The organism is Conyzicola sp., from assembly GCF_046714715.1.
GTDB lineage: Bacteria > Actinomycetota > Actinomycetes > Actinomycetales > Microbacteriaceae > Conyzicola.
The window spans coordinates 1-25512 of the sequence record NZ_JBKKAD010000120.1; the positions used below are offsets into that span (position 1 = coordinate 1).

The window sequence follows — 25512 nt, forward strand, 5'->3', positions numbered from 1 at the left end:
CTCCCGGCTGATCCTGCGGGTCGAGGTAGACCTCGATCTTGCCGGTCGGCCTCGGGTCGGTGCAGTCGTTGAAGAAGTACTCCCCGGCCCGGTCGAAGGTGTGTTGATAGCTCTCGCCGGGCTGCAGCCGCGCGTTGAACTCGCCCTCGAAGAACTGGGTGGCGCAGTGCTCCTTCTGGTTGGGGAACGCGGGGAAGGTCTCGGCGCCCGGGTTCAGGAACGTGACGGTGCTGCCCACCGGCACCCGCAGGTGCGTCGGCTGCATGGCGCTCTGCGCGGTGCTGTCGCGCGCGGCGGCGGTGTCGGTCGTGCGGTCGCCGCGGGCCAGCAGCACGGTGTTGCCGACGGTCGCGCCCTCGACCGCGGCACCGCTCACGGGCCGCCTGATCGATAGCGGCGCGGGATCGGGACCTTCGGCGCTCCCCGACTCGGTTGTGTAGGTGCCGCCGATCTTGAACGCCCACAGGGAGTCGCCCTGGGTGACCGAGGCGCCGTACGGGTTCGTCGAACCCGCCGCGAACACCGCCACGTACTGCTCGCCGTTCACGCTATAGGTGACGGGCGCGGACGCGATGCCCGTGCCGGTCTGGAAGTCCCACAGAACCTTGCCGTCGAGGGCGTTCATGGCGAGCAGGCGACCGTCGATCTGCCCCGCGAACAGCAAGTCGGACGCGGTCGCGAGCGGACCCTGGCCGTGCGACATGTCGGTGCCGAGGTGGTTCTGCCACTTCACCTCGCCCGTCGACGCGTCATAGCCGAGGATGCCGCCGGTCTGGTACTGGCCGATCGCGCGCTGGCCATTCGCCGCGGCACCGTTCCAGTGGGCCACCGGGTTCGTGCCGTAAGGGAAGTAGACCATGTTCGTGCTGTGGCTGTAGGCGTTGTTCGACCAGTCTCCGCCACCGTTCTGACTCGTGGTCGAGAGGATGGGCAGATCCCACTGCGGGTCGTACATGCAGCCCTGACGGTGGTCGGAGGGGTAGTTGTCGGGATAGGTGAGGAACGGTTCATCCGCAGCTACATAGCTGTCGGGATTGAATACCAGATTGCCGTCGGCATCGGGCTGGTAGCCGTTGTAGTTCGGCACCGCGCGCCACGGATCGCCGGGAACGGTGTTCGGATCCAGCTTCTGCCACACGACACATTCGGGCAACAGTCGCTTCTCGGGGAACGGCTGGGTCTCGGCGTGGTTCTGGCGCGAGTCGGTGATCATCTGCTTCTCCACGACGGGCAGCACGGGCTGACCGTTGGTGCGGTCGAGCACGAACTGGTGACCCGACTTGCTGCCGTAGAACAGCACCTTGCGCGGCTCGCCGGCCACGGCGATGTTCGCGAGGGTCGGCGGATGCACGTTGTCCATGTCCCACACGTCGTGCCGGATCGACTGGTAGTGCCACTTGTAGTCGCCGGTGGCGGCGTCGACGGCGACGAGCGTGCTCGAGAACAGGTTGTCGCCGGGGCGCAGCGAACCGTCCTGCGACGACCGGCAGCTGCGGGCGTTGCCGAAGGTCATGTAGTACATGCCGAGCTCGGGGTCGACCGACCCGTGGATCCACGGCGTCGCGCCGCCGATGAGGGCGCACTCGGTGCCGTCGGGCAGCGGCGGTCCCCAGGTCTCGCCCGCCGCGACCGTGTTGCCGTTCACGTCGGTGTAGACGGCGTCGCGGTCGGGGCCGCCGAAGAAGTGCCACAGGTAGCTGCCGTCGTCGGAGTCGAGCGCGACGACCGCGGCACGGTCGCCATTGGCGGCGTGCGCGTAGACGATGCCGTCGTTGTAGACGGTCGCCACGCGTTCCAGGTTGCCGAGGCTCTGGCCGTCGGGCGTGGTGGGCTGCACGACCCAGACCTGCTCGCCCGTGACCTGGTCGAGCGCGACGACCCGGTCGCCGTCGGCCAGGGTGTAGACCTTGCCCTCGCCCGCCGAGACTCCGCGCCGGGTGTCGACCGTCTCGAACTCGGTGGGCTCCCACTTCCAGACGCTCGCACCCGTCGCGCCGTCGACGGCGATCACGCCGCCGCTGGGCGAGTCGAGGTAGATGACGCCGTCGACGACGATCGGCGTAGTCTGCTGGCCGACGTCGTCGGAGGCCGGTTCGACGGCCGACACGTGGGTACGCCAGGCCGGGGCGAGCTTGTCGAGGTTGCGCTTACCGATCTGCGTCAGCCCCGAGTAGTGCTGATTGCCGAGGTTGCCGCCCACAGTCGGCATGTCGTCGCCGGTGGGTTCCACGCCCGTGAGGCCGCCCGGCGCGGCGGCTTCCGCGGGCGTCGGGGCGGCGACTCCGTAGGCAGGGCCCGCGGTGAGCCCGAGCAGCAGGAGCGCCGCAATCCCTGCCGTGCCCCTCCGGTTCAGAAGACGTGTGTGCATTGCCAGCTCCTCGATCGTCGTTGATCCGTGCGTCGCCTCGGACGCTATTCCGGGGCGAGAGGCTTGGCAAGCGCTGATCCACCGAGTGGTACTCGGCCGGCGGGCGGCCGTCAGTTGCGTGGCAGGTTGTGCCCCTCGCTATCGAGGTAGTCCGACCACGACCGGGTCGGGTTCCAGCCGAGGAGACGCCGCGCCTTCTCGATCGAGATGCCCGAGGCGTCGACGCGGTCGAGCTTCCTGAGCTCGATCTGGTCGCCGTAGTAGCGGTGCAGTATCTCGGCGAAGTCGTGACCTCCCGCGTTGTCCGGCGACGCGATGTAGAACACCTCGTGGCCCGGCAGGTCGGACTCGGTCGCGAGCACGATGGCGTCGGCCAGGTCGTACACGTCGATGTAGCTCCACAGGTTGCCGCTCAGCACCGAGGGATCGCGTACCTGTTTGCCGAGGTTGGCCTCGTAGTTGTCCTCGTTGTGCACCGTGCTCGGCCTGATCGAGATGGCCCGGATGTCGGAACGCCGCACGGCCGCATCCATGAGCTGCTCGCCGAAGTGTTTCGAGAGCGCGTACGGATCCTGCGGCAGAAGCGGGTGCTGTTCGTCGACGGGAGCGTACGACGGCAGGAAAGGGCGTTCGGGGAAGAAGTTGCCGACGATGCTCTCGCTGGAGATGTTCACGAACCGCTTCACGCCGAACCGCACGGACGCCTCGATCAGGTTGAACGTCGACATCAGGTTCGTCTGGAAGACCACGTGCGGCGGGTTGCCGGTCGGCTGCGGGATCGCGGCGACGTGAACCACGGCATCCGCCCCGGCAACCACGGCGTACGCCGAGCCCGCATCGGTGAGGTCGGCCATCTGATACCGGCCGGGAACCACTTCGCCGGCGTCGAAGACCGGCCTGACCAGATCCACGCCGAGTACGTCGTGCCCCTGGTCGACCAGCGCCTGGGTCGCGGCCCTGCCGACCTTCCCTCGGGAACCGGTGACGACGACCTTCACTTGCGGCGCAGGTTCTTCAGCGTCGTCTCCCAGAGGCCCTTGATCGGCCGCTGCTGTTCGCCCTGCTGGGCGGCGAGCACGATGAGCACCGCGGTGAGTAGCGGCGTCGTCCACTGCAGCACCTTCTGCGCGCGCTGCGCGCTGCTCAGCTCGGGCGAGGAACCGGCGCCGGGCTCGGTGACTCCCTGAGCGCCCTCGGCAGCGTGATCGCCCATCTTCTTACCCACGAGGCCGGAGGCGAGCGTCGAAGCGCCGGCCAGACCGGTGATGACGATCTTGATCACGGTGTTCGTGCGGGCCTCCTGCTGTCCGACCAGCCGCGTCTTGTTGCCGGCGATCAGGCCGAGACCGCCGATGCCGTGCACGGCGATGGCGGCCAGCTGCACGGGCGCCCACTTGGCCCATCCGCTCGCCGAGATCGCGAGCCGTTCGTCGGGGGACTTCGCCGTGGCGGCGCCGCCGTTCAGCCCGACCGTTCCCATAAGAGATCCGCCGAACCAGGCGGCCAGTCCGAGATCGTGCATGCTTCTGACGAGAGTGTTGCGCTGAGACATCCTGAGTCCTCCTGTCGGCGCCGGCGACTTCGCCGGTCATGTCTGCACGACGCTACGCGCCGACCGGATTTCACTCCCGGGCTTGACTTACCCCCGCGGCGCGATCGGGCTCTGGTCGAGGTGCTCGAGCAGCTCGGCGACGTCTTCGTAGACCGCGCTCGCGCCGGCCGACAGCAGTTCTTCGCGCCCGAACCCGCCGCTCAGCACGCCGATGCTCGCGACCCCGGCGCGCTTCGCCGCCACGATGTCCCACACCGAGTCGCCGACCATCACCGCGGCGCCGGCGGGCACCCCGGCCTTGTCGAGCGCCGTCTCGATGATGTCCGGGTCTGGTTTGGCGGTTCCCACGTCTTCGGACGACGTGACGGCCTTCACCGAGTCATCCACCTCGAGCACTCCGAGCAGAATCTCCAATTCGCTTTGGGGGGCGGATGTCGCGAGGACCACCGTGTGACCGTGCCGGGCCAGCTCGGCCAGCAGTTCTCGTGCGCCGCCGATGGTGCGCAGCCGGTCGGTGGTCTGCATGTAGAGGCGGGTGTGCTCCTCCTTGGCGGCGTCGCCCAGACTGTCGGCGTCGTCGCCGAGCAGCGCCTCGAGCAGCTTTCCCGAGTCCATGCCGATCGAGCGGTGGATCCGCCAGACGTCGACCGGACGCCCGACCGAGGCGAACGCCCGGTCCCACGCGTCGACGTGCAGGTAGTTGGAGTCGACCAGGGTGCCGTCGATGTCGAACAAGACGGCCGTGACTTCGCGGGGAGTGCTCATGAACCCAGCCAACCCGTGTGGGCCGCGAAGCGTTAGGGCTCGCCAAAGGCCGCTCAGTGTGCCCTCGGGCGCGGCCGCGCGAATAGGGCAATCCGCGCAATCGTCGGTTCCGAATACCTCGCGGGCGTCCCTAGCGCCCATCTCCCGCGACGCCGCGGCGGGATCGTGAGCCGCCCGGGGGTTGCCACACCTAGCACCGGGGGAAACCGATGCGGGCGGCTCACGCGTTCCCCGGACTAGGCGAGGGCCTCCACCGGGCGCCCCGCGGCCTGCGCCGACTCGAACCGGTGCGTGCCCGAGCCCACCGTCGTCGCGTCGCAGCCGGGAAGCTCGACGCGGGCCGTCGAGCCGGTCGGCACCGTGAGGTCGACGGTCAACCGCCCGTCGGCCAGAGTCCAGGCGATCGACACCGCGCCGTAGGGCGTGAGGTGCGTCGCCGAGGCGGAGGTGAGGGTGCCGCCAGGCTGCGGTTTCACCAGGATCTCGCGGTAGCCGGGGGAGGCGGGCGAGATGCCCGCCACCGTGCGGTGCATCCAGTCGGCGACCGCGCCGAGCGCGTAGTGGTTGAACGACGTCATCTCGCCGGGATTCACGCTGCCGTCCGGCCGCCTGCTGTCCCACCGCTCCCAGATGGTGGTGCCGCCCTGCAGCACCGTGTAGAGCCAGGAGGGGCATTCGCGCTCGAGCAGCAGGTCGTAGGCGATGTCGACCGCGCCCGCCCGGGTGAGCGCGTCGGAGATGACCGGTGTGCCGGCGAACCCGGTGGCGATGCGGTTGCCGGCGGCGTGCACGAGTTCTCCGACGCGTGCCCGTGCGACCTCCGCGCGCTGCGGCTCGTCGGGGAGCAGGTCGAACTCGATCGCGAGCGCGTAGGCCGTCTGCGCGTCGCTCGTCATGAGGCCGCGCTCGTCGAAGTACTCGGTGATGAACGCCGCACGCACCGCCGACGCCAGCCGCCCGTAGTGGATCGCGTCCTCGACTCGGCCGATGGTTCGGGCGGTCTCCGCGAGGGTGCGCGTCGAGAAGGCGAAGTAGGCCGTCGCGACGAGGTAGCGGTCGGTGAGCGCGGCCGCCGGGTCCTCCGGCGGCGCGGCCGGGTCGAGCCAGTCGCCCAGCTGCCTGCCCGTGTTCCACAGGTGGTCGTCGCCGGCCAGGGTGTCCATCAGATCCACCCACGCCTTCGCGCTGTTGTACTGCTGCTCGAGGATGCCGGTGTCGCCGAACCGCTGGTAGAGCGTCCACGGGGTGAGTACGGCTACATCGCCCCAGACGGCTCCGGGGTCGATGGGCGTCCACGTCGACCCGCCGGGGATGACCGGCACGTACCAGGGCACCGTGCCGTCGTCGAGCTGCTCGACCGCGACGTCCTTCAGCCACGACCCGAGCATGCCGGAGACGTCGTAGAGAAACGACGCGGTGGGCGCGAACACCTGCAGGTCGCCCGTCCAGCCGAGACGTTCGTCGCGCTGCGGGCAGTCGGTGGGGATGTCGACGAAGTTGCCGCGCATGCTCCAGCGCACGTTCTCGTGCAGCCGGTTGACGAGCGGGTCGGATGTTTCGAACCACCCTGTTCGCTCGAGATCGGTGTGGTACACCTTCGCCGTGACCGCGCCGGGCAGCAGCTCGCCGGGCCAGCCGTCGAGTTCGGCGTAGCGGAAGCCGTGGATGGTGAAGCGCGGCTCCCACCGGCGCTCGCCGAGGCCGTCGAGGATGATCGTGTCCGTCGACGCAGCGAGCCGCAGCGGTCGCGTGTAGAGCTCGCCGTCCTGCGTCACCTCGGCGTGCCGCAGGGTGACCTTCGTTCCCGCCGGGCCGTCGACGACGATGCTGAGCCGGCCGACGAGGTTCTGGCCGAAGTCGAGGATCACCGTGCCCGACGGGCTGCGCGTCACCTCGACCGGCGCGAGCTCTTCCGTGCACCGCACGGGTGGCCCCTCGGGTGCCACGAGCGTCGCGGGGTCTCTGGGCGCGATCGCGACCGGTGTCCACCGGGACGCGTCGAAGTCGGCGGTCGACCACCCCGGCTGTTCCAGCCGCGTGTCGTAGGTCTCTCCGTCGTACAGTCCGGCGAGCAGGATCGGTGCGAACGACGCCGACCACGAGTCATCCGTCGCCACCGTCTGTCGCCGCCCGTCGGCGTACTCGATCTCGAGCTGGGCGATGAGCGAGATGTCGGAGCCGTACAGGTTGCGGTAGCCGCCGTTGAAGCCGATGCGCCCCCGGTACCAGCCATCGCCGAGCCACGCGCCGATCGCGTTGGCGCCCTCGGTCACGAGCGCGGTGACGTCGTGGGTGTAGTAGCGCAGGCGTTCGCCGTAGACGGTCCAGCCGGGGGAGAGGATGTCGCCGCCGACCCGCCGGCCGTTGATCTCGGTCTCGTGCACGCCGTGCGCCGTGACGTAGAGGCGTGCCTGCCGAACCGGGCCGTCGACGCTGAAGCCGGTGCGCACCAGAGGCGGCCGCCGGTCGGTGTCGGGATCCTCCGCCCACGCCGGCCCCACGGCGCTCGCGATCCAGTCGCCGGGCTCGAGCAGCCCCGCCTCGACGAACCCGGTCTCGCTGAACGGCGAGACACTGCCGTCGGCGCCGAAGACGCGCACGCGCACGCCCACACGCTCGCGGGAGGCGAGCGGGGCGACCGTCCACGGAACCAGCACCTGGTCGGCGGAATCGATCCGGCCGGTCGACTGCACGGTCGTGCCGCGCTCGAATTCGAGCTCGTACGCGGCCTGTTCGAAGCCGGGCTCGGCGGTGGTCTGCCACGAGATGCGGGGCGCGCGGACGTCGATCCCCAGCGCCTCCGTCGCGTGGTGCTCGAACCGGACGGGGCGGGTGATTGCGGGGTGCACGGGGCGACTAGCCTTTCACGGAGCCTGCGGTGAGGCCCTTTTGTACGCGCTGGTTGAGGAGCAGGTAGAGCACCAGGGTTCCGAACACGTTGATGCAGATGGCGGCGAAGAGCGGGCCGTAGTTGGTCGCCCCGAATTCGCCGTTGAAATTGAGCAGCCCCACCTGGATGGTGCGCAGGTCGCTGGAGTTGGTGAACGTCAGCGCGATCAGCAGGTCGTTCCAGATGAAGAAGAACTGCACGAGCGCGACGGTGAAGATGGCATTGCTCACCATGGGCATTCCCACGGAGAAGAAGGTGCGGATGACACTGGCACCGTCGAGCGTCGCGGCCTCGAACACCTCCCGCGGGATGGCCCGGAAGTAGGTCGCCATCATGAACACCGTGAGGGGCAGGCCGATCGCGGTGTAGGTGATGATGAGCGGCCAGAGCGTTCCCGTGAGCCCGGTCTGGAAGTAGACGGTGAACAGCGGGAGCAGGATCATCTGGGTCGGCACCATGATGCCGATGAGGAAGGCGAGCAGCACGCCGCCGCGGCCCTTCCACACGAGCACCTCGAGCGCGAAGCCCGCGGCGGTGCCGAAGAGGATGATCAGTGCCAGCGCCGGGAAGACCGAGAGGACGCTGTTGGTCGCGTACTGGGCGATGTTGCCGGTGTTCCACGCCTCGACGTAGTTGTCGAAGCCGAACGACGACGGCAGCGACCAGACCGGGTTGTTCAAGAACTCGGAGTTCGTTTTGAACGATCCGAGCAGAAGCCAGACCAGCGGGTAGACGACGATGATGAGCAGGATCACGACGAGGATCGTCGTCGGGATCTTCTTCGCGACCCGGCGGGCGGTGCGCGTGCGCTGGGTGGGTCGGAGCGTGCGGTTCTGGACGGCGGGAGCAGACATGGTCTAGGCCTTCGTGAGGTCGCGTCGCGAGGAACGGAAGATGAAGACCGTGACGACGAGGCAGAGGATCGTGAGCAGGAGGGCGATCGTGCTGCCGTAGCCGTATTCGCCGTAGGTGAACGAGGTCTGGAACATGTACAGCGTGAGCGGGCTCGTGGTCGTTCCCGGCCCGCCGTTGGTGAGGGCCAGAACACTGTCGAAGACCTTGAGGGTGCCGTTGATGCTGAAGATGATCGACGACAGCAGCACGGGCAGCGAGAGCGGGATGACGATGTGCCTGACCAGCTTCAGCCCGCTCGCGCCGTCGAGGCGGGCCGACTCGAGGGTCTCCTCGGGGATGTCGACGAGGCCGGCGTAGAGCAGCACGCCGTAGAACCCCATCGAGCGCCAGATGTCCATGATGGCGATGACCAGGAAGGCACTGCCGGCGCTGCCGAAGAAGTCGATCGACGGGATGCCTATGGCGTTGAGCAGCTCGTTGACGAGGCCGTTCTGCGGGGCCACCTCGAACATCTTCTGGAACATGAGCGCGACGGCGACGGTGGGCAGCACGACGGGGAAGAACACGAGCGTGCGCACGATGCTCGACGAACGCCTGAGCACGAACACGTAGAGCAGTGACAGCAGGTAGCCGAAAATCACCTGGCCGACGGTGATGACGATCGCGTACCTGATGGTGAAGAAGAGCGCATCGCGCACCCGGTCGTCTTGCACGAGCGCGACGAAGTTGTCGAACCCGACGAAAGTGAAGCCGGTGATGGCATTGCCCTCGAACACCGTGTAGCCGAGCGACCAGACCACGGGGACGAGCATGACGAGGGTGTAGACGAGGAGCGCGGGACCGATCAGGATGATGATCGATTTTCTGTCGCCGAGGACGTTGTTCATAGCATCTGCATTTCTACGCGGGTACCCGGCGGTCGCGGCAGCACGGGGCTGCCGCGACCGGAGGATCGTGCGGCGGTCGAGACGGTTACAGGTCGTTCTGGACGAGTTCCATGAACTCCTCCGCGGTGATGTCGCCGGTCACGAGCTGCGCAGCATTGGTCTGGCTGGTCGTCGTCGCCTTGGTCGAGAACAGCGCCTCGAACCAGAGCACGGCCGTTTCGGTGGTGGCGATGCGCTCCTGCACCTCCTGCGTCAGCGCGGGCACGTCGTCGACGGGGGTGTTCACCTTGAAGCCCGACACACGGCCCTGGGTCGACAGGGCCACGCTGCCGTAGTTCTCCGAGATGCAGGTGAGCCAGTCGCCGACCTTCTCGTCGTAGCTCTTGGCGTTGAACGCCGCGGGGAGTCCCACGTTGGCGGCGATCTGCGAGCTGTCGCCCTCGCCCCCGTCTACGTCGGGGAACGGCATGAAGCCGATGTTGTCGATGCCGATCTGGTTGCGCTCGGCGACGCCGAAGTCGCTGAGCGTCCAGCTGCCCATGTAGAACATGGCCGCGCTGCCGTTCATGAACTGGTTGGCGGCGGTGTCGTAGTCGATCGAGCCGACGCCCTGTCCGAAGTAGCCGGAAGCGCCGAGGTCGGCGACCGCCTGCGCGGCCTCGACGTACTCGGGATCGGTGAGCTTGGCGTCACCGTCGGCGACCTTCTTCAGCGCGTCGGGGCCGAGGGTGCGGAAGATGTAGTTGCCGATCAGGCGGGTGATGGGCCAGCCCTGCTCGCCGCTGGCGGAGAACGGAGTGACGCCCGCGCCGTTGAACGTCTCTGCCGCCTCGACCAGTTCGTCCCAGGTCTCGGGCGCTTCGACGCCGTTGTCGGCGAAGATCGTCTTGTTGTACCAGATGCCCTCGATGTTGTACTCGAACGGCAGCACCTTGAAGCCGCCGTAGAGCGCCTCGATCGTCGAGATGGCGGCGGGCTCGATGTTCTCGATGACATCGAGGTCGGTAAGGGTCTCGTCGAAGTCGAGCACGTTGCCCGCGTCGTCGAGGGTCTTGGTGAGTGCCGGCGCGTTTCCGGCCGAGTAGACGACGGGCAGGCCGTTCTGGCCGGCGAGCAGCTGAAGTCGCTGGTCGAGGTTCGTCTGGGGCACCGAGTCGGCGGTGAACGGAAGCGCCGTGTTCTCGGCGGTGCACTGGTCTTCGGAGAGGGCCGTGAAGATCGACGGCAGTTCTTGGTTCTCCGAGTTGGTGAGGAGGCTGAACTCCTCGGGACTGGAGCTGGCACCGCCCCCGCCTCCGCCGCACCCGGCGAGCAGCAGAGCCGCTGTTCCGACTCCGGCGACCAGGGCAAGTGAGCGCCGCTTGCTGTGACGTATGGACATCATTCCTCCTTGAATGGGTGCGCGTTCCGGTCATTGAAGCGCTTCAATGAAGATAGCGGGTCGTCTCCAGCAGCGCAACAGTTTTATTGATGCGCTTCAATAAAATGAACGGAGCCTGAACCGGGCCGGTAAGTTTGGAGCACCATGGTGGCAATGACCGATTTTCCGGGGCGGGATTCCGCGCCCAGCATGGCCGACGTCGCGCGGCACGCGGGCGTCGCCCTCGGTACCGTCTCCAACGTGCTCAACAACCCGGCCAAGGTCGCGGAGGGCACCCGCCTCCGCGTGCTCGACTCGATTGCCGCGCTCGGCTTCGTGCGCAACAACCTCGCCCGCTCCCTGGCCGCCGGCAGTGCGAACACCCTCGGCTTCGTCATCGTCGACATCGGCAACTCCCTCTTCGTCGATATCGCGCGCGGGGCACAGAAGGCCGTCGAAGAGCGCGACATGAAGCTGCTGCTGGCGAACAGCGACGTCGACCTCGACAGCCAGAACGCCTACCTCGACCTGTTCGACGAGGCCAGGGTGAGCGGCATCCTCCTCGCCCCACTCGACGCGCCGCTCGACGGGGCCGCGAAGGTGCGAAGCCACGGTCGCGCGGTGGTGCTGGTGAACTGGCCCGGCGAACCGGGGGAGTCGTGCGGGGTCGTCGTCGACGAAGAGCTCGGCGGATACCTCGCCACCCGCCACCTGCTCGACTCGGGGCGGTCGCGGCTGCTCTTCGCCGGGGGCCCCCTGACCCTGCACGCGGTAGAACAGCGGTATGCCGGAGCCCGACGGGCGGTCGAGGAGACCGGCGGCGCCGCGACCCTCGAACTGCTCGAGACAGACAGGCTCACCGTTCCCGCCGGGCTCGGGGTCGGTCACGAGATCGCCGGGCGCGCGGTCGGCGAGCGTCCCGACGGCATCTTCGCCTCGGCGGACGCGCTCGCGTCGGGGTGCGTGCAGGCGCTGATCTACGGCGGCATCTCCGTGCCCGCCGACATCGCCGTGATCGGCTACGACAACAACCACTTCGCGGCCGACAGCGTTGTGCCCATCTCGACGGTGGGTCAGCCGGGCATCGAGATGGGGCGCATCGCCGCCGGATTGCTGCTCGAGGAGACCCATCCGTCGGAGCCGCACCAGCACCGCACCGTCGTCACCGAGCCGTCGCTGATCGTGCGGGCGAGCACGAGGGCGTCCGTCTAAGCGGCGCGCTACGGCCGGCCCGACTGCAGCCCGGCGACCACGTCGAGCACGTGCTCGCCGTAGTTGCCGAGGGGCAGCTCGTTCGCGTCCTCCGCGTGCGCAATGACACCGTCGGGGGCGATCACGTAGGTGTAGCGCAACGGCTTTTTCTCGAACGGCACGCCCGGCTCGCGCACGACCTGGTAGGCCGCGCCGGCGATGCGGTCCGGGTCGGAGAGCAGGGGAAACCGCAGGGCGGCGTCCTCCGAGAACTCGCCGTTCTCGCCGGGGCTGTTGAACGAGGCGCCGAGGACCCGCGCTCCCGCGGCGCCGAGCGCGTCGTACGCGCGGTCGAGGGCCGCCGCCTGTAGCGAGCAGCCGCTGCTGTTCGCCTCGGGGTACCACCAGAACACCAGCCACTCTCCCGCGAAACCGGCGAGCGAGACCGTGGTGCCGGCGCTGTCGGTGAGCGAGAAGGCGGGAGCGACGGTGCCGACAGTCAACATGGGAAGTGCTCTCTCAAGAATTGCGGATGAAACGTGCGCGACTAATCTCTCACTCTCCGTACCCGTCCGCGGTGATGGCTCGCAGCCACTCGACGGCCTCCGCCGCGTCGGCACCGGTGCCGCTGATGCGCAGCCGTGTGCCCTTGCCGAGTCCGAGGCCCATCAGCGCGAGCAGGCTGCTGGCCGAAGCCGAGCGGCCCGGATCATCCGCATCGGCTATCGTCACCTTCGCGTCGAACCCCGCCATCTTCGCCACGATCACCGACGCCGGCCGGGCGTGCAGGCCGACGTCGTTCACGATCGTCGCCTCGGCCGTGACGGCGACGTCGACTTCGGCCTGGGTCGCGGGCGCCTCCGCGGGCGCGGCCGAACCCGGTTGCGCGTTCTTCGCGGTCATAGCGCTCGACGCCTCGCGCTCGGCCTCGTCGAGGCTCGCACCCGCCGCGGCCAGCACGACGCCGGCCACGATGCCCTCGACGAACGGGGCGCTGCTCAACCGCACCTCGGTCGTGCTCGCGCGGAACTCCAGCGCCATGGTCGTGCTCAGCACCGCCGAGCCGAGGTCCATAAAAACGAGCACGCCGTCGGGCGAGGCGACCTCGTCGATCGCGTCGGCGACGCGCACCGCGTCGGTTCCGATCACTCCCTCGCCCGCGCCGGCCGCGATCGCGATGGCCGGCCGGGTGTCGCCGGTCATCTGGAGGGCCAGGGCGACAGCGGCCTCGGCGAGCGCGGGGCTGTGCGAGACGACGACAATGCCGATCACGCGAGGGCCGCCGCGAGCGCCTCGAAGAGCAGGGCCGTCGACGTGGCCCCGGGGTCGAGGTGGCCCGCGCTGCGCTCGCCGAGATAGCTCGCGCGGCCCTTCCGGGCGACGAGCGGCTCCGTGTCATCCCGGCCCTTCGCCGCGGCGTCCGCGGCGGCACGGGTCGCGGCGGCGAGGTCTCCGCCCGTCGCGAGGCTGGCGTCGAGGGCGGCCAGCGCGGGCGTGAGGGCATCGACCATCGTCTTGTCGCCCACCTCGGCGTTGCCGCGCTGCAGTACCCCGGCCAGCCCGGCGTGCAGCGCGGCCGAGAGCGCGGGGCCGTCGAGCCCGCCGACGGACCCCGCCGTGGTGCCGATGCGCAGGAAGAACGTGCCGTAGAGCGGCCCGCTCGCCCCGCCCACGGTGCTCACGAGCGTCATCCCGACGGTGCGGAACAGCGCGTCTACCGTCGCGGGCGCGCCCGCCTTGTCCACGACGGCCGTCATGCCGCGCGTCATATTCGAGCCGTGGTCGGCGTCGCCGATCGCCGAGTCGAGCTCGGTCAGGTAGGCCTGGTTCTCGACGACGAGGGCGCGGAACCGCTCGAGCCAGTCGACCAGCAGGGGTACGGTCGCCGTGGTCGCCACGCTCAGACTCCCCACCGCAGGCCCGAGGTGTTGACGGGGGCGTCCCACAGGCCGAGCAACTCGTCGTCGACGCGCAACAGTGTCACGCTGCATCCGGCCATGTCCAGGCTCGTGATGTAGTTGCCCACGAGCGACCGCGCCACGTTCACGCCCGCCGTCTCGAGCAGCCTCGCCACCTCGCCGTACATCAGGTAGAGCTCGATCAGGGGCGAGCCGCCCATGCCGTTGACCATGGCGATCACCGGGCCCTGGGTGAAGTCGAGGTCGGCCAGAATCGGGTCGACCAGCTGCTGGGCGATGGATGCGGCCGGAGCCAGCGCAACCCGGTGACGGCCCGGCTCACCGTGGATCCCCACGCCGATCTCCATCATGTCGTCGGGAAGGTCGAAGGTCGGCTTGCCCGCCGAGGGCACGGTGCAGCTCGTGAGGGCCATGCCCATCGACCGGCCGTTGTCGTTCACCCGGTGGGCGAGGGCCGTGACCGCTTCGAGGTCGCGGCCCTCCTCCGCCGCCGCCCCGACGATCTTCTCGAGCAGCACGGTGAGTCCGACCCCGCGGCGCCCGGCGGTCCAGGTGGAGTCCTCGACGGCCACGTCGTCGTTGATCACGATCGAGGCCACCTTCACGCCGGTCTCGGCCTCGGCGAGCTCGGCCGCCATCTCGAAGTTCATCACGTCGCCCGTGTAGTTCTTCACGATGTGCAGAACGCCGGCGCCCGAGTCGGCGACCCGGGTGGCCTCCTGCATCTGGTCGGGGGTGGGGGAGGTGAAGATCTCGCCCGCACACGCAGCATCGAGCATTCCGAGGCCGACGAAACCACCGTGCAGGGGCTCGTGGCCGCTGCCGCCGCCCGAGATGAGGGCCACCTTGCCCTCCCGGGTGGGCGAGCCGCGGTAGATGATGCGGTTGACGTGGTCGACGTTCAGCTCGGGGTGTGCGGCCGCGATGCCCACGAGGGCCTCGGCCAGCACTGCTTCGGGCGCGTTGATGAGCTTCTTCATTTCGGGTGCCTTCCAAGTTCGTCATTGAACGGTGGTGGGGCGCCTGCGCGCCCGGCCGATTGCCGCCAAAGTACCACGCGGGCGCGCGCCCGCGTCAGGCCTTCCCAGCGCCCGGAACCCCGTCCCTCCCGTCGACTCTTCCGGGCGGTCGACGTGGCGCTGTTCCGTCGGCGCCCGGCGGTCGCGTACGCAGCAGCGCAGCGCCGAAAGCGCAGCGCCGGCGGAGCGAGCGGATGCCGTGGGCGGGCCGGCATCCGGGAATCTTCTCCACAGCTGTCGGGTTGACTCCCATCGACGCCGACGCCCCAATCGGGCCGGTTTCGCGGCACCCCGCCGCACGCCGCATCTCACACGGTCCCCGGCCCGGTCAACGGTCAGGTTCGAGACGGACAATAATTAACTTGTCACTACGCTCTAGTTGACAATTCGATAGGGAGATCCGTTGCCCGGAAACGCCACGACGACGCACACCAACGTCGCCTTGCTCTCAGTCGCAAGCACGATTGCCTCACGCATCACGACGTCAGAATCAATCGACCAGCGATTGCAGGGCGCCCTCAAACGACTCCGCCTGCCCAAGGGGCTGCTCCAGCGCGTCGCCGGAGTCTACGAGCGTCGCAACTGGGAACCCGGACAGCAGTTCGACGACGCGGCGGTCGCGGCCGGCAAGCGCGCGCTCGCCCAGGCCGGCGTTCGGCCCGACCAGGTGGGCCTGCTCATCAACACCTCGGTGACCCGCAAGAACCTCGAGCCCTCCGTGGCCGTGAGCATCCACCACGGTCTCGGACTGCCGAGCTCGGCGCTCAACTTCGACATCGCCAACGCGTGCCTCGGCTTCGTCAACGGAATGAGCCTCGCCTCGTCGCTGATCGACTCCGGCCAGATCGACTACGCGGTGATCGTGGCGGGCGAAGACGCCGACGAGATCCAGAACAACACGGTCGACCGTCTCGAGGCGAACAGCCTCAGCCGCAAAGACTTTATGAGCGAGTTCGCGAGCCTCACCCTCGGCTCCGGTGCCGCCGCGGCCGTGCTCGGCCGTGCCGACGCGCACCCCGAGGGGCACCGCATCCTCGGCGGCGTCACGCGCGCCGCCACCCAGTTCAACGAGCTCTGCGTCGGCAGCGTCGACGGCATGTTCACCGACGCGAAGGCGCTGCTCAAGGGCGGCATGGAACTCGTCGTGTCCGCCTGGAACGAGGCGAAGACCGACTGGTCGTGGGGCAAGATGGACCGCTACATCCTGCACCAGGTCTCGTCCGTGCACACGAACGCCATCGTCAAGGCCGCCGGCCTCGACGAGGCCAAGGTGCCGCGCACCTACCCGCTGCTCGGCAACATCGGCCCCGCGTCGATCCCGATCACCCTGGCCTACGAGGCCGAAGACCTGAAGAAAGGCGACCGCGTGCTGCTGATGGGCGTCGGTTCCGGACTCAATACTGCAATGTTGGAGATCGCCTGGTGACTTCTCGAATCCCGCGTTCCGCTCCCGTTCCGGCGAGCCTTCCACCCGCGGGACTCGAGGGTCTCGACCCGTCGTTCTCGCGTCTCGTCCGCGTGCCGACGAGCGGTGGCCCGGCGGTCAGCCACGAGTGGCACCTGCTCGACAACGGCGCCCGCCTCGCCGAGCTTGGCGTCACACCCGTCGGCACGATCCTCTGCGTGCACGGCAACCCCACGTGGAGCTACCTGTGGCGCTCGCTCGTGTCGCAGGCGACGGATGCCGCGGCGAACGGCGGCGAAGCGTGGCGGGTGATCGCCATCGACCAGCTGGAGATGGGATTCTCCGAGCGCGCCGGACAGCCGCGCAATCTGGCCCGACGCGTGCGCGACCTCGGCGACCTCACCGACGGCCTCGGCCTGACCGGTCCCGTGATCACCCTCGGCCACGACTGGGGCGGAGTCGTCAGCCTCGGCTGGGCCGTCGACCACCCCGACCTGCTCGCCGGCGTCGCCCTGCTCAACACCGCGATCCACCAGCCGGCCGGCGACGCGATCCCCGCTCCGCTGCGCGCCACCCTTCTGCGCGGCGTGCTCGGCGCGGCGACCGTGACCACTCCGGCCTTCCTCGAGACGACCCTGTCGCTCGCACACCCACCTCTGAGCGACGAGGTCAAGGCCGGCTACCGCGCGCCCTACCTCGAGGCCTCCCGTCGCGGCGGTATCGGCGGTTTCGTCGCCGACATCCCCGCCGACGAGTCGCACGAGAGCTTCCCCGAGCTGGAGCGCATTGCCGAAGGGCTCCGCTTCCTCGCCGTGCCCGCGCTCGCCCTGTGGGGTCCCCGCGACCCGATCTTCGGCGACCGCTATCTCGACGATCTCGTCGACCGGCTGCCGCACGCCGACGTGCACAGGTTCGAGAGCGCCGGTCACCTCATCGCCGAAGACGTCGACTACGCGTCATCCGTTCTCACCTGGCTCGGCGACCGCGGAACCGAACTCGCCTCTCTCGGCACCGCCGCGGGCAATCCGTCGCGCTTCGCATTCGCGACCGAGCCGGTCGAGGAAGAGCTCGACCCCGACCGCTTCGACGAGGGCTACGTGAAGCCGGTCAAGCAGGGCCCGCCCGCCGGCCTCTTCCGCTACCTCGACGACCTCCGCGACAGCGCAGACACGGCGCTCGTCGAGATGGCGCCCGCGGGAAGCAAGACCCCCACCGTCGTCTCGTGGAGGCTGCTCTCCAAGCGCGTGCGCCAGATCGCGGCCGGACTCGCCATGGTCGGAGTGAAGCGCGGCGACCGGGTGTCGCTGCTCATCCAGCCCGGCGCCGACCTCACCGCGGTGCTCTACGCCTGCCTGCGCATCGGCGCGGTCGTGGTCATGGCGGATGCCGGACTCGGCATCCAGGGCCTGACCCGCGCCGTTCGCGGCGCCTGGCCCGACCACGTGATCGGTGCGCCGACCGGACTCGCCGCGGCGACCGCGCTCGGCTGGCCCGGACAGAAGATCTCCACCGCCAAGTACCTGAAGCCCGTGCGCCGCTCGCTCGACGTCGCCTACTCGCTCGGCGACCTCGTGTCGCTCGGCGTCGAAGAGGAACTGCCCGAGCTGCCGTCGCCCGGTGACACGGCAGCGGTCTTGTTCACCAGCGGCTCGACGGGCCCGGCGAAGGGCGTCGTCTACACGCACGGTCAGCTGGCCGCGCTCGTCGACGCGCTGTCCGCCGTCTACGGTGTCGGCCCCGGAACCGGTCTCGTCGCCGGGTTTGCCCCCTTCGCGCTGCTCGGCCCCGCGCTCGGCGCGCGCTCGGTGACGCCCGACATGGTGGTCACCTCGCCGAAGACGCTCACCGCGAAGGCCGTCGCCGCCGCCGTGGCCGCCGTCGACGCGACGGTCGTGTTCCTGTCGCCGGCCGCCGTGACCAATGTCGTCGCCACCGCGGGGTCGCTCGACGACGCCGACCGCGAGGCGCTCGGGGGCGTGACCACCTTCCTGTCGGCCGGGGCCCCCGTGTCCGAGCGACTGCTCGCCGCGGCATCCGCCCTCATGCCCGGCGCGACGGCGCACACTCCCTACGGCATGACCGAGGGACTGCTGATGACCGACATCACGCTCGAGGGCATCCGCGACGCCGCGCTCAGCCTCGGCGGGCCGGGCGGGGTCTGCGTCGGACCTCCCGCCGCGAACGTGAGCGTGCGCATCAGCGCCCTCGACGAGAGCGGCGAGGCAACGGGCGAGCTGTCGGATGCCGCGGACATCACCGGCGAGATCGTGGTCTCGGCGCCGCACGTGAAAGACCACTACGACGGACTCTGGCTCACCGAACGGGCATCACGCCGCGGAGCCGTGCCCGGTGAGCGCTGGCACCGCACCGGCGACGTCGGCCATCTCGACGACCAGGGTCGCCTCTGGGTCGAGGGCCGCATGCCGCACGTCGTGGTCACCGAGAGCGGCGTCGTCACGCCGGTCGGGCCCGAGCAGCGCTTCGAGTCGGTCTTCGAGGTTGCCCGCGCGGCGCTCGTCGGCGTCGGACCCCGCGGCGAGCAGCAGCTCGTCGCGGTGATCGAGACGGTGCCGCCCGCGTTCCGGGTGTCGCTCGCGAACTCGGCGCTCGCGAGTGCCGTGCGCGCATCCACCGACCTGCCGGTCGCGGCCGTGCTCGTGGTGCCGCACCTGCCGACCGACATCCGCCACAACTCGAAGATCGACCGGGTGCGTCTCGGCGCCTGGGCGAGCGACGTGCTCACCGGCGGGCGGATGACGCGCCCGTGAGGCCCGTTCCAGCGTGAAGGTCCTGGTCACCGGCGCGAGCGGGCTGCTCGGTCGCGCGACGGCGTCGGCGATCCTCGCGGCCGGACACGAGGTGCGCACCCTCCAGCGCAGCCCCTCCGGTCTGGCGGGCGTCGACGACGTGCTCGGTTCGGTGACGGATGCGACGAGCGTCGCCCGCGCCACCGACGGGGTCGATGGAATCGTGCACCTGGCCGCCAAGGTCTCGCTCGCCGGCGACCCCGCCGAGTTCGACGCCGTGAACGTCGGCGGCACCCTGCGCCTGCTGCGCTCGGCGGGCGAGTCGGGCGTCGGGCGCTTCGTGCAGGTGTCGTCACCGTCGGTCGCGCACTCCGGCAGCTCGATCGTCGGCGACGACGCGCTGCCCGCCGACCCCCTGCGGGCGCGCGGAGACTACGCGCGCACCAAGGCCGCGTCGGAGCTGCTGGCGCTCGCCGCCGACTCCGACTCGCTCGCGGTCGTCGCGGTCAGGCCGCACATCGTCTGGGGCCCCGGCGACACGCAGCTGGTGGCCCGCATCGTGGAGCGCGCCCGCCAAGGCCGCCTGCCCCTGCTCGGCCAGGGCGCGGCGCTCATCGACACGACATACATCGACAACGCGGCATCCGCCATCGCGGCCGCACTCGAGCGCGCGCCCGAGGTGCACGGCAACGCGTACGTGGTCACGAACGGCGAGCCGCGTCCGGTGGCCGAACTCATCGCGGGCATGTGCGCCGCGGCCGGAGTTCCGGCGCCACGCTGGAGCGTGCCCGCCGGTGTCGCGCGCACCGCCGGCTCGGTGATCGAGGCGGTCTGGCGCGTGCGCCCCGGCGTCGACGAGCCGCCCATGACGCGGTTCCTCGCCGAGCAGCTGTCGACGGCACACTGGTTCGACCAGCGCCGCACCCGCGCCGACCTGCAGTGGGCACCCGCCGTGTCGCTCGACGAGGGCTTCCGGCGGCTCGCGGCCTCGTACCGCAACTAGCGCCGCCACCGCGGTGCGCCTCGGGCGCCCGCGCCCGAGCGTGACCCGCCGAGGTCGCGCGCTCACTGGCGGCATATTGCTGCTCCGGCGGCCACGGAAGCGCAATTTGCCGCCGATGAGGCCGCGGCTCCGCATGGAGCAGCGGTTTGTTGCCCGCGCGCCCGAACAACCGGCAGCGCCCGCAACGAAAGACCGCGCCGCCCTGCCGCTCGCGGCGCTTGCGGGCGTATGGCGCGCGTGCAGGTGTGCGCACGCCCGCACCCGTGCCGCGCCGCCGCAGTCGCGGGGCCGCCCCCCACATCGGAGCCAGGCCGCCGATGAGGCCGCGACCACCCGATAGCGCGGCGGTTTGTTGCACGCGCGCCCGAACGTTCGGCAGCGCCCGCGAAAAAACACCGCGGCACCCGAGGCGCCGCCGCCGCACGACCTCCGCGCCGGTCTCACGCCACGCGCGCCCGACACACCAGAGGCCCCGACACGCCGCCGCGCCCGACACGCCCGCACCCAGATCGGGGGGCAAATTCGGCACCGAATTCTCGCCGCGCACGCGACATCCGCATGATTCCGCGGCACACGAAATGTCGGTGGCTCGGCGGAGAATGTTAATCAGCGCGACACGCCGAAACACTAGATGTAGTGGAATGACATAGCTGTGATTCCCGTTATATAGTGAGAACCCTCGCAGCAACAGCTACGAACTAAGACGACACAGAAGGAGGATCACATGGACAACGACAACGATTCAGTCGGCGGCTACGCAGTTCCCGTTGACCCGATGGATCTTCTGCAGTGCGACTCCTGCCAGTAGGCAGATAGCACCCCACAAGACCCCCGACGAAACCCCGGTTGCCGCAAGGCACCCGGGGTTTTGTGGTTGCACGGGCGTTACGCAGACCCGCCCAAAGCGGGGCACGTAGAATCGCTACGTGCCAGTGAACCCCGAACTGCAGGGCCGCGTGTTCGCGCCCACTGCCCCGTACCTCGTGGGACGTGAGAAGATCCGCGAATTCTCCCGCGCCGTCTTCGCCACGAGTCCCGTGAACAATGATCCGGATGCTGCGAAGGCCGCGGGCTACGCCGACATCGTCGCACCGCCCACGTTTCCCATCGTGATCCAGGAGTCGACGCTGGCCCAGCTGCTGGCCGAGCCCGACGCCGGAATCGACTTCACCCGCGTCGTGCACGGCGACCAGCGTTTCAGCTACACGCGCCCCATCGTCGCCGGCGACGAACTCACCGCCACCCTCGCGGTCACCGCGATCAAGTCGCTCGGCGGGCACTCGATGGTCACGTCCGAGTCGACGATCACCGATGCGACCGGCGCCCACGTGGTCACGGCCACCTCGACCCTCGTGGTGCGGGGCGACGAGTGATCGCCGAGGTGGGCGAGATCGTCGCCGAGAAGACCTACGTGCTCACGCGCGACTCCCTCGTGCGTTATGCGGGGGCGTCGGGCGACTTCAACCCGATCCACTACCGCGACGACGTCGCCGAGAGCGTCGGCCTGCCCGGCGTGCTTGCCCACGGCATGCTCACGATGGGCTTCGCGGTGCAGCCCGTCGTCGAGTGGATCGGCGACAGCGGCAAGATCCTCGACTACCAGGTGCGGTTCACGCGCCCCGTCGCCGTCGACCCGAAGGATGGCGCGACGGTGACCGTGGTCGCCAAGGTAGGCGCGCTCACCGACGCCGAGATCCGCATCGACCTCACCGTGACGTTCGCCGACCAGACCGTGCTCGGCAAGGCGCAAGCACGCGTCAGCCTCGCCTAGATGGTCGACGAAAGCGGCGTGACGCCCCTCGCAGAACTCACCACCATGCGCGTGGGCGGTGCGGCCCACGAGCTGCTCGCACCCGCCACGCGCGACGAGCTCATCGCGGCGACCCTCGACACCTGGGCCAGCGGCGAAGAGTGGATCGTGCTCGGCGGCGGGTCGAACGTCGTCGTCGCCGACGAGGGCTTCGACGGCACGGTCGTCCGCGTGCTCACTCGCGGCATAACGGTGCTCTCCGACATCGACGGCCGGGTCGTGCTGCGCGTCGAGGCGGGCGAACCGTGGGACGACCTCGTCGCGTACACGGTCGACAACGGCCTCGCCGGAATCGAAGCGCTCAGCGGCATCCCCGGCTCGACCGGCGCCGCCCCCGTGCAGAACATCGGCGCCTACGGCCAGGAGATCTCCTCGAGCCTGGTCGCGATCGAATTTCTCGACTACCTCGCCGGCGACCTGCAGCGCCTCACCGCGGCCGACCTCGGTTTCGACTACCGCACGTCCACGCTGAAGCAGGGCAGGCGCGGTCTCGTGCTCTCCGTCGACTTCGAGCTGACCCGCAGCGCCGAGAGCGCGCCGGTCGGCTACGCGCAGCTCGCCTCGACGCTCGGCGTGGAGCTCGGAACCCGCGTGCCCCTGCGCGAGGTGCGCGACACCGTGCTGGCGCTCCGCGCATCCAAGGGCATGGTGCTCGACCCCGCCGACCCCGACTCGGTGAGCTGCGGCTCGTTCTTCACCAACCCGATCGTGGGCGAGAACTTCGCCCGCACCCTGCCCGAGCAGGCGCCGCGCTGGGCCAACGCCCCCGAGCCCGCACCGGTCGCCGTGCCGCTCGGCGAGGAGCCCGCGGCGCCTCCCGCGCAGACCGACTTCCGGGTGAAGCTCAGCGCGGCCTGGCTCATCGAGAAGGCCGGCATCGGGCGCGGCTTCTCGCTGCCCGGCTCGCGCGCGGCCATCTCGAGCAAGCACACGCTCGCCATCGTGAACACCGGCGGGGCGACCGCCGCCGAGGTAACCGAGCTGGGGCGTTACGTGCAGACCCGCGTGTTCTCGCAGTTCGGCGTGCGGATGGTGGCCGAACCGGTGCTCGTCGGCGTCTGGCTGTAGCTACAGCAGCCCGAGCTCCATCGCCTTCGTCACCGCGCGCGTGCGGTCGCTCACCCCGAGCTTCTCGAACGCGTGCAGCAGGTGCGTCTTCACCGTCGCCTCGCCCAGGAACAGTCTCTTCGCGATCGCCGGGTTGCTCATGCCCTGGGCGACGAGCCCCAGCACCTCGGTCTCGCGCGGGCTGAGCGTGATGGCGCGCGTCTTCACCCGACCGACGAGCATCGCCGCGATCGACGGCGCGAGCGCCACCTCGCCGCGCGCCACCGACCGGATGCCGGCGAGTATCTCCTCCTGCGGCGCGGCCTTGAGCAGGTAGCCGCTCGCGCCGGCCTCGATCGCGGTGAGGATGCTCGCATCGGTCTCGTAGGTGGTGAGCACGACGACCCGGATCGCCGGATTCGCCTGCAGGATGAGGGCGGTCGCCTCGTCGCCGTTCAGTTCGGGCATGCGCAGGTCCATGAGCACGAGTTCGGGGGCGAGCGCGAGCGCCAGGTCGACGGCTTCGCGGCCGTTCGACGCCTCGCCCACGACCTCGATGTCGTCGGCGGCGGCCAGCAGAGCCACGATGCCGCCCCGCACGACGGGGTGGTCGTCGGCGACCAGCACGCGGATCACGCGAGCACCGCCGACCGCGGCAGGGTCGCGGTTAGCGACGTGCCCTCGCCCGGCGCGCTGGCGATCGCGAGGGTGCCGCCGACGAGGGTGAGTCGGTCGCGCATGCCGCTCAGGCCGAAACCGTCGCTGTCGAGAGCGGGATCGAAGCCCCCGCCGTCGTCGCGCACGATGAGGGTCACGGATGTCGCGTCGCCGGTGAGCTCGAGGGAGGCGCTCGACGCCGCCGAGTGTTTCCGCACGTTGGCGAGTCCTTCCTGGGCGCAGCGCAGCAGCACCACTTCGGTGTCGCGGTCGAGCGGCGGGGTCTCGCCGGCGACGCTGACGACGATGCCGGTCTCCCGGCCGAAGCGTGAGGCGAGCCGGTCGAGAGCGGCGCGGATGCCGCCCTCCGCGAGCGCGACCGGCGCGCTCGCCGCCACGAGCGAGCGGGTCTCGGCGAGGGCGTTGCGCGCGCTGTCCTCGAGCAGGTCGAGCGTCTCGCCGACCGTCGGGCTGCCGCTCACCAGCTCGCGCCGGGTGCGCTGGGCCAGCAGCACGAGACCGGTGAGGTCTTGCGCGATGGTGTCGTGCAGCTCGCGGGCGAGGCGCTCGCGCTCGTTCAGAGCTCCCGCGTCGCGGCTCACCGCGGCGAGCTGCGCCTGCGTCTCGCGCAGTTCGACGAGCAGGCGCTCCCGGGAGGCGCTCTCGACCGAGATGCGGCTGATCCAGAGGCCGAGCGTAATGCTGCCGGCGAGCGAGATCGACTCGACCAGGGTCGCCTCGAGCAGGTCGTCGAGGGTCGCGCCGAGCGCCGACCAGTAGCCGATGCCCACGGAGAGGGCGAGCAGCACGTTCGTGACGATCGCCTCGCGAAGCGTCGCCGCGTAGTACCAGAGCAGCGGGAAGGCGATCACCTGGATGGTCGCCATGCCGGGGTTGATCGCCGTTCCGACACCGGAGAGGACGATGACGAGCGCGGCTGCGACGGTGGCGCGCCTGCCGCCGTCGGCCTGGCCCCGGCCGATCGCGAACCAGACGGTCACGAAGACCACAATCACCACGATCGCACCGACCAGCTCCCGGTCGCGAGCCTGGTTCGCCACCAGCAGCAGGCAGAGGATCGCGGCCGCCGAGACGACCGCGATGTCCCACCACTTCGTATTGCCCATTCAGCTATCTTTGCGGATCCAGCGGAAGGTGATGCGGCACACGATCAGGCCCAGCACCAACCACAGCCCGGTGACGAGGGCGACGCCGGCGAGATTCCAGACCCCGCCCGGTTCGGCGCTCTCGAAAGTCTCGGGCAGGAACACCGACCGCATCCCCTGCGCCATCCACTTGAGCGGGAACAGGCTCGCGATGTTCTGCAGCCAGTCGGGCAGCTGGCTGAACGGCAGGTAGACGCCCGAGATGAACTGCAGCACGAGCGTGATCGGCAGCACGACCGCCGACGCGCTCTTCCCGCTGCGGGGAACCCGGCTGAGCGCGATGCCCAAGACCGCGGATGTGGTCACCCCGAGAAAGAACACCCAGCCGAAGGTGGCCCAGGCCCCGGCGTCCGTCGGTAGCTCGACTCCGAACACGACCCGGGCGACCAGCAGCAGCAGCGCGGCCTGGGCGGCGCCGGTCACGAGCACCTGCCCGATCTTGCCGATGAAGTAGCTGACCACCGGGAGGGGTGAGCCGGCGAGTCGCTTTAGTGTCCCGTCGCTCTTCTCGACGGCGATGTCGAGCGCCATGTTCTGCAGTCCGCTCAGCAGGATGCCCGCCGCGAGCATCGCGGGCAGGTAGAAGGCGGCCGCACTGACGATATTGCCGTCGTCATCGATCCCGAAGCTCCCCTCGCTGAACGCGACGGAGAAGATGGTCAGCATGACCACCGGGAACAGGAAGGTGAAGAACACCGCGTCGCCCTGCCGGAAATACGCCTTCACCTCGTAGCCGATCCGGCTCACGCCCAGGCGAACGGTGCGTCCGGCGGGGAGGGTGGGGTTCGGTGCGAAGGTGGTCATGATGCCGGCTCCAATTCGGTGTTCGTGGCGTGGTGTCCGACCAATTGCAGGTAGATGTCTTCGAGGC

22 protein-coding genes are annotated in these 25512 nt (G+C 69.6%); 7 read left to right on the plus strand and 15 right to left on the minus strand.

The features are described from left to right. From ACLQ6X_RS09165 to ACLQ6X_RS09200, 8 genes are all read right to left on the minus strand, one after another. Nucleotides 1-2368 (minus strand): PQQ-binding-like beta-propeller repeat protein (locus ACLQ6X_RS09165; protein ID WP_411699864.1); only part of this gene is annotated, 2368 nt, incomplete at its 3' end. A 110-nt stretch (nt 2369-2478) separates the two neighbouring features. Continuing rightward, nucleotides 2479-3366: an NAD-dependent epimerase/dehydratase family protein gene (locus ACLQ6X_RS09170; protein ID WP_411699865.1), complete on the minus strand. Its 888-nt coding sequence runs from the start codon at nt 3364-3366 to the stop codon at nt 2479-2481. Further along, nucleotides 3363-3890, minus strand: a complete 528-nt coding sequence (locus ACLQ6X_RS09175; protein WP_411699866.1) for a hypothetical protein — start codon at nt 3888-3890, stop codon at nt 3363-3365. Before ACLQ6X_RS09175 ends, ACLQ6X_RS09170 begins: the two co-directional genes overlap by 4 nt. 117 nt (nt 3891-4007) lie before the next feature. Next, nucleotides 4008-4685 carry an HAD family hydrolase gene (locus ACLQ6X_RS09180; protein WP_411699867.1) on the minus strand — a complete coding sequence of 226 codons (678 nt, stop codon included), beginning with the start codon at nt 4683-4685 and terminating at the stop codon, nt 4008-4010. Between the two features lie 236 nt (nt 4686-4921). Continuing rightward, on the minus strand, nt 4922-7534 hold the full coding sequence (locus tag ACLQ6X_RS09185; RefSeq protein ID WP_411699868.1) for a family 78 glycoside hydrolase catalytic domain: 2613 nt from the start codon (nt 7532-7534) through the stop codon (nt 4922-4924). Nucleotides 7535-7541: 7 nt separating this feature from the next. Beyond that, a complete protein-coding gene (locus ACLQ6X_RS09190) occupies nt 7542-8429 on the minus strand; it encodes a carbohydrate ABC transporter permease (protein ID WP_411699869.1) in 888 nt (295 codons plus the stop codon). 3 nt (nt 8430-8432) lie between these two features. After that, entirely contained in the window at nt 8433-9317 is an 885-nt protein-coding gene (locus ACLQ6X_RS09195; RefSeq protein ID WP_411699870.1) for a carbohydrate ABC transporter permease, read from the minus strand. A gap of 85 nt (nt 9318-9402) precedes the next feature. Further along, nucleotides 9403-10698 (minus strand): ABC transporter substrate-binding protein, encoded by a 1296-nt coding sequence (locus ACLQ6X_RS09200; RefSeq protein WP_411699871.1) that lies wholly within the window; start codon nt 10696-10698, stop codon nt 9403-9405. A 153-nt stretch (nt 10699-10851) separates the two neighbouring features. On the opposite strand from ACLQ6X_RS09200, the gene ACLQ6X_RS09205 reads away from it, so the two are divergent. Then, nucleotides 10852-11889, plus strand: coding sequence for a LacI family DNA-binding transcriptional regulator (locus tag ACLQ6X_RS09205; RefSeq protein WP_411699872.1), 1038 nt, complete (start codon nt 10852-10854; stop codon nt 11887-11889). An 8-nt stretch (nt 11890-11897) separates the two neighbouring features. On the opposite strand, the gene ACLQ6X_RS09210 is transcribed toward ACLQ6X_RS09205, so the two are convergent. From ACLQ6X_RS09210 to dhaK, 4 genes are read right to left on the minus strand one after another with little or no spacing between them, the layout of a single operon-like run. Further along, entirely contained in the window at nt 11898-12374 is a 477-nt protein-coding gene (locus tag ACLQ6X_RS09210) for a peroxiredoxin (protein WP_411699873.1), read from the minus strand. A 49-nt stretch (nt 12375-12423) separates the two neighbouring features. Next, nucleotides 12424-13140, minus strand: coding sequence for a dihydroxyacetone kinase phosphoryl donor subunit DhaM (gene dhaM, locus ACLQ6X_RS09215; RefSeq protein ID WP_411699874.1), 717 nt, complete (start codon nt 13138-13140; stop codon nt 12424-12426). Continuing rightward, a complete protein-coding gene (dhaL, locus tag ACLQ6X_RS09220) occupies nt 13137-13766 on the minus strand; it encodes a dihydroxyacetone kinase subunit DhaL (RefSeq protein ID WP_411699875.1) in 630 nt (209 codons plus the stop codon). Before dhaL ends, dhaM begins: the two co-directional genes overlap by 4 nt. Nucleotides 13767-13768: 2 nt before the next feature. Further along, complete coding sequence (gene dhaK, locus ACLQ6X_RS09225; protein WP_411699876.1) at nt 13769-14767, minus strand: dihydroxyacetone kinase subunit DhaK; 999 nt, start codon at nt 14765-14767, stop codon at nt 13769-13771. A gap of 442 nt (nt 14768-15209) precedes the next feature. Between dhaK and ACLQ6X_RS09230 the strand changes: the two genes are divergently transcribed. The 6 genes from ACLQ6X_RS09230 to ACLQ6X_RS09255 all read left to right on the plus strand — a co-directional run bounded on the left by ACLQ6X_RS09230 (nt 15210) and on the right by ACLQ6X_RS09255 (nt 22839). After that, on the plus strand, nt 15210-16232 hold the full coding sequence (locus ACLQ6X_RS09230; RefSeq protein WP_188510504.1) for a 3-oxoacyl-ACP synthase III: 1023 nt from the start codon (nt 15210-15212) through the stop codon (nt 16230-16232). Beyond that, nucleotides 16229-18979: an alpha/beta fold hydrolase gene (locus ACLQ6X_RS09235; protein WP_411699877.1), complete on the plus strand. Its 2751-nt coding sequence runs from the start codon at nt 16229-16231 to the stop codon at nt 18977-18979. Before ACLQ6X_RS09230 ends, ACLQ6X_RS09235 begins: the two co-directional genes overlap by 4 nt. A 13-nt stretch (nt 18980-18992) precedes the next feature. Continuing rightward, entirely contained in the window at nt 18993-19961 is a 969-nt protein-coding gene (locus ACLQ6X_RS09240) for an NAD-dependent epimerase/dehydratase family protein (protein WP_411699878.1), read from the plus strand. Between the two features lie 926 nt (nt 19962-20887). Continuing rightward, nucleotides 20888-21334: a MaoC family dehydratase N-terminal domain-containing protein gene (locus ACLQ6X_RS09245; protein ID WP_411699879.1), complete on the plus strand. Its 447-nt coding sequence runs from the start codon at nt 20888-20890 to the stop codon at nt 21332-21334. Beyond that, nucleotides 21334-21732: a MaoC/PaaZ C-terminal domain-containing protein gene (locus tag ACLQ6X_RS09250; RefSeq protein WP_411699884.1), complete on the plus strand. Its 399-nt coding sequence runs from the start codon at nt 21334-21336 to the stop codon at nt 21730-21732. Before ACLQ6X_RS09245 ends, ACLQ6X_RS09250 begins: the two co-directional genes overlap by 1 nt. Next, on the plus strand, nt 21733-22839 hold the full coding sequence (locus tag ACLQ6X_RS09255; protein WP_411699880.1) for a UDP-N-acetylmuramate dehydrogenase: 1107 nt from the start codon (nt 21733-21735) through the stop codon (nt 22837-22839). It abuts the gene before it with no gap. Here ACLQ6X_RS09255 and ACLQ6X_RS09260 read toward each other — a convergent pair whose 3' ends face one another. From ACLQ6X_RS09260 to ACLQ6X_RS09270, 3 genes are read right to left on the minus strand one after another with little or no spacing between them, the layout of a single operon-like run. Further along, nucleotides 22840-23454, minus strand: a complete 615-nt coding sequence (locus ACLQ6X_RS09260; protein ID WP_411699881.1) for a response regulator — start codon at nt 23452-23454, stop codon at nt 22840-22842. It abuts the gene before it with no gap. Beyond that, nucleotides 23451-24602, minus strand: a complete 1152-nt coding sequence (locus tag ACLQ6X_RS09265) for a sensor histidine kinase (protein WP_411699882.1) — start codon at nt 24600-24602, stop codon at nt 23451-23453. The genes ACLQ6X_RS09260 and ACLQ6X_RS09265 overlap by 4 nt, the downstream gene beginning before the upstream one ends. Beyond that, nucleotides 24603-25445, minus strand: a complete 843-nt coding sequence (locus ACLQ6X_RS09270; protein WP_411699883.1) for an ABC transporter permease — start codon at nt 25443-25445, stop codon at nt 24603-24605. It abuts the gene before it with no gap. Between the last annotated feature and the right edge of the window lie 67 nt (nt 25446-25512).

Coding starts and splice junctions, on each gene's coding strand:
- ACLQ6X_RS09175 (WP_411699866.1), bottom strand. CDS start 3,890: ATGCACGATCTCGGACTGGCCGCCTGGTTCGGCGGATCTCTTATGGGA.
- ACLQ6X_RS09180 (WP_411699867.1), bottom strand. CDS start 4,685: ATGAGCACTCCCCGCGAAGTCACGGCCGTCTTGTTCGACATCGACGGC.
- ACLQ6X_RS09190 (WP_411699869.1), bottom strand. CDS start 8,429: ATGTCTGCTCCCGCCGTCCAGAACCGCACGCTCCGACCCACCCAGCGC.
- ACLQ6X_RS09195 (WP_411699870.1), bottom strand. CDS start 9,317: ATGAACAACGTCCTCGGCGACAGAAAATCGATCATCATCCTGATCGGT.
- ACLQ6X_RS09200 (WP_411699871.1), bottom strand. CDS start 10,698: ATGTCCATACGTCACAGCAAGCGGCGCTCACTTGCCCTGGTCGCCGGA.
- ACLQ6X_RS09205 (WP_411699872.1), top strand. CDS start 10,852: ATGACCGATTTTCCGGGGCGGGATTCCGCGCCCAGCATGGCCGACGTC.
- ACLQ6X_RS09210 (WP_411699873.1), bottom strand. CDS start 12,374: ATGTTGACTGTCGGCACCGTCGCTCCCGCCTTCTCGCTCACCGACAGC.
- dhaK (WP_411699876.1), bottom strand. CDS start 14,767: ATGAAGAAGCTCATCAACGCGCCCGAAGCAGTGCTGGCCGAGGCCCTC.
- ACLQ6X_RS09255 (WP_411699880.1), top strand. CDS start 21,733: ATGGTCGACGAAAGCGGCGTGACGCCCCTCGCAGAACTCACCACCATG.
- ACLQ6X_RS09265 (WP_411699882.1), bottom strand. CDS start 24,602: ATGGGCAATACGAAGTGGTGGGACATCGCGGTCGTCTCGGCGGCCGCG.
- ACLQ6X_RS09270 (WP_411699883.1), bottom strand. CDS start 25,445: ATGACCACCTTCGCACCGAACCCCACCCTCCCCGCCGGACGCACCGTT.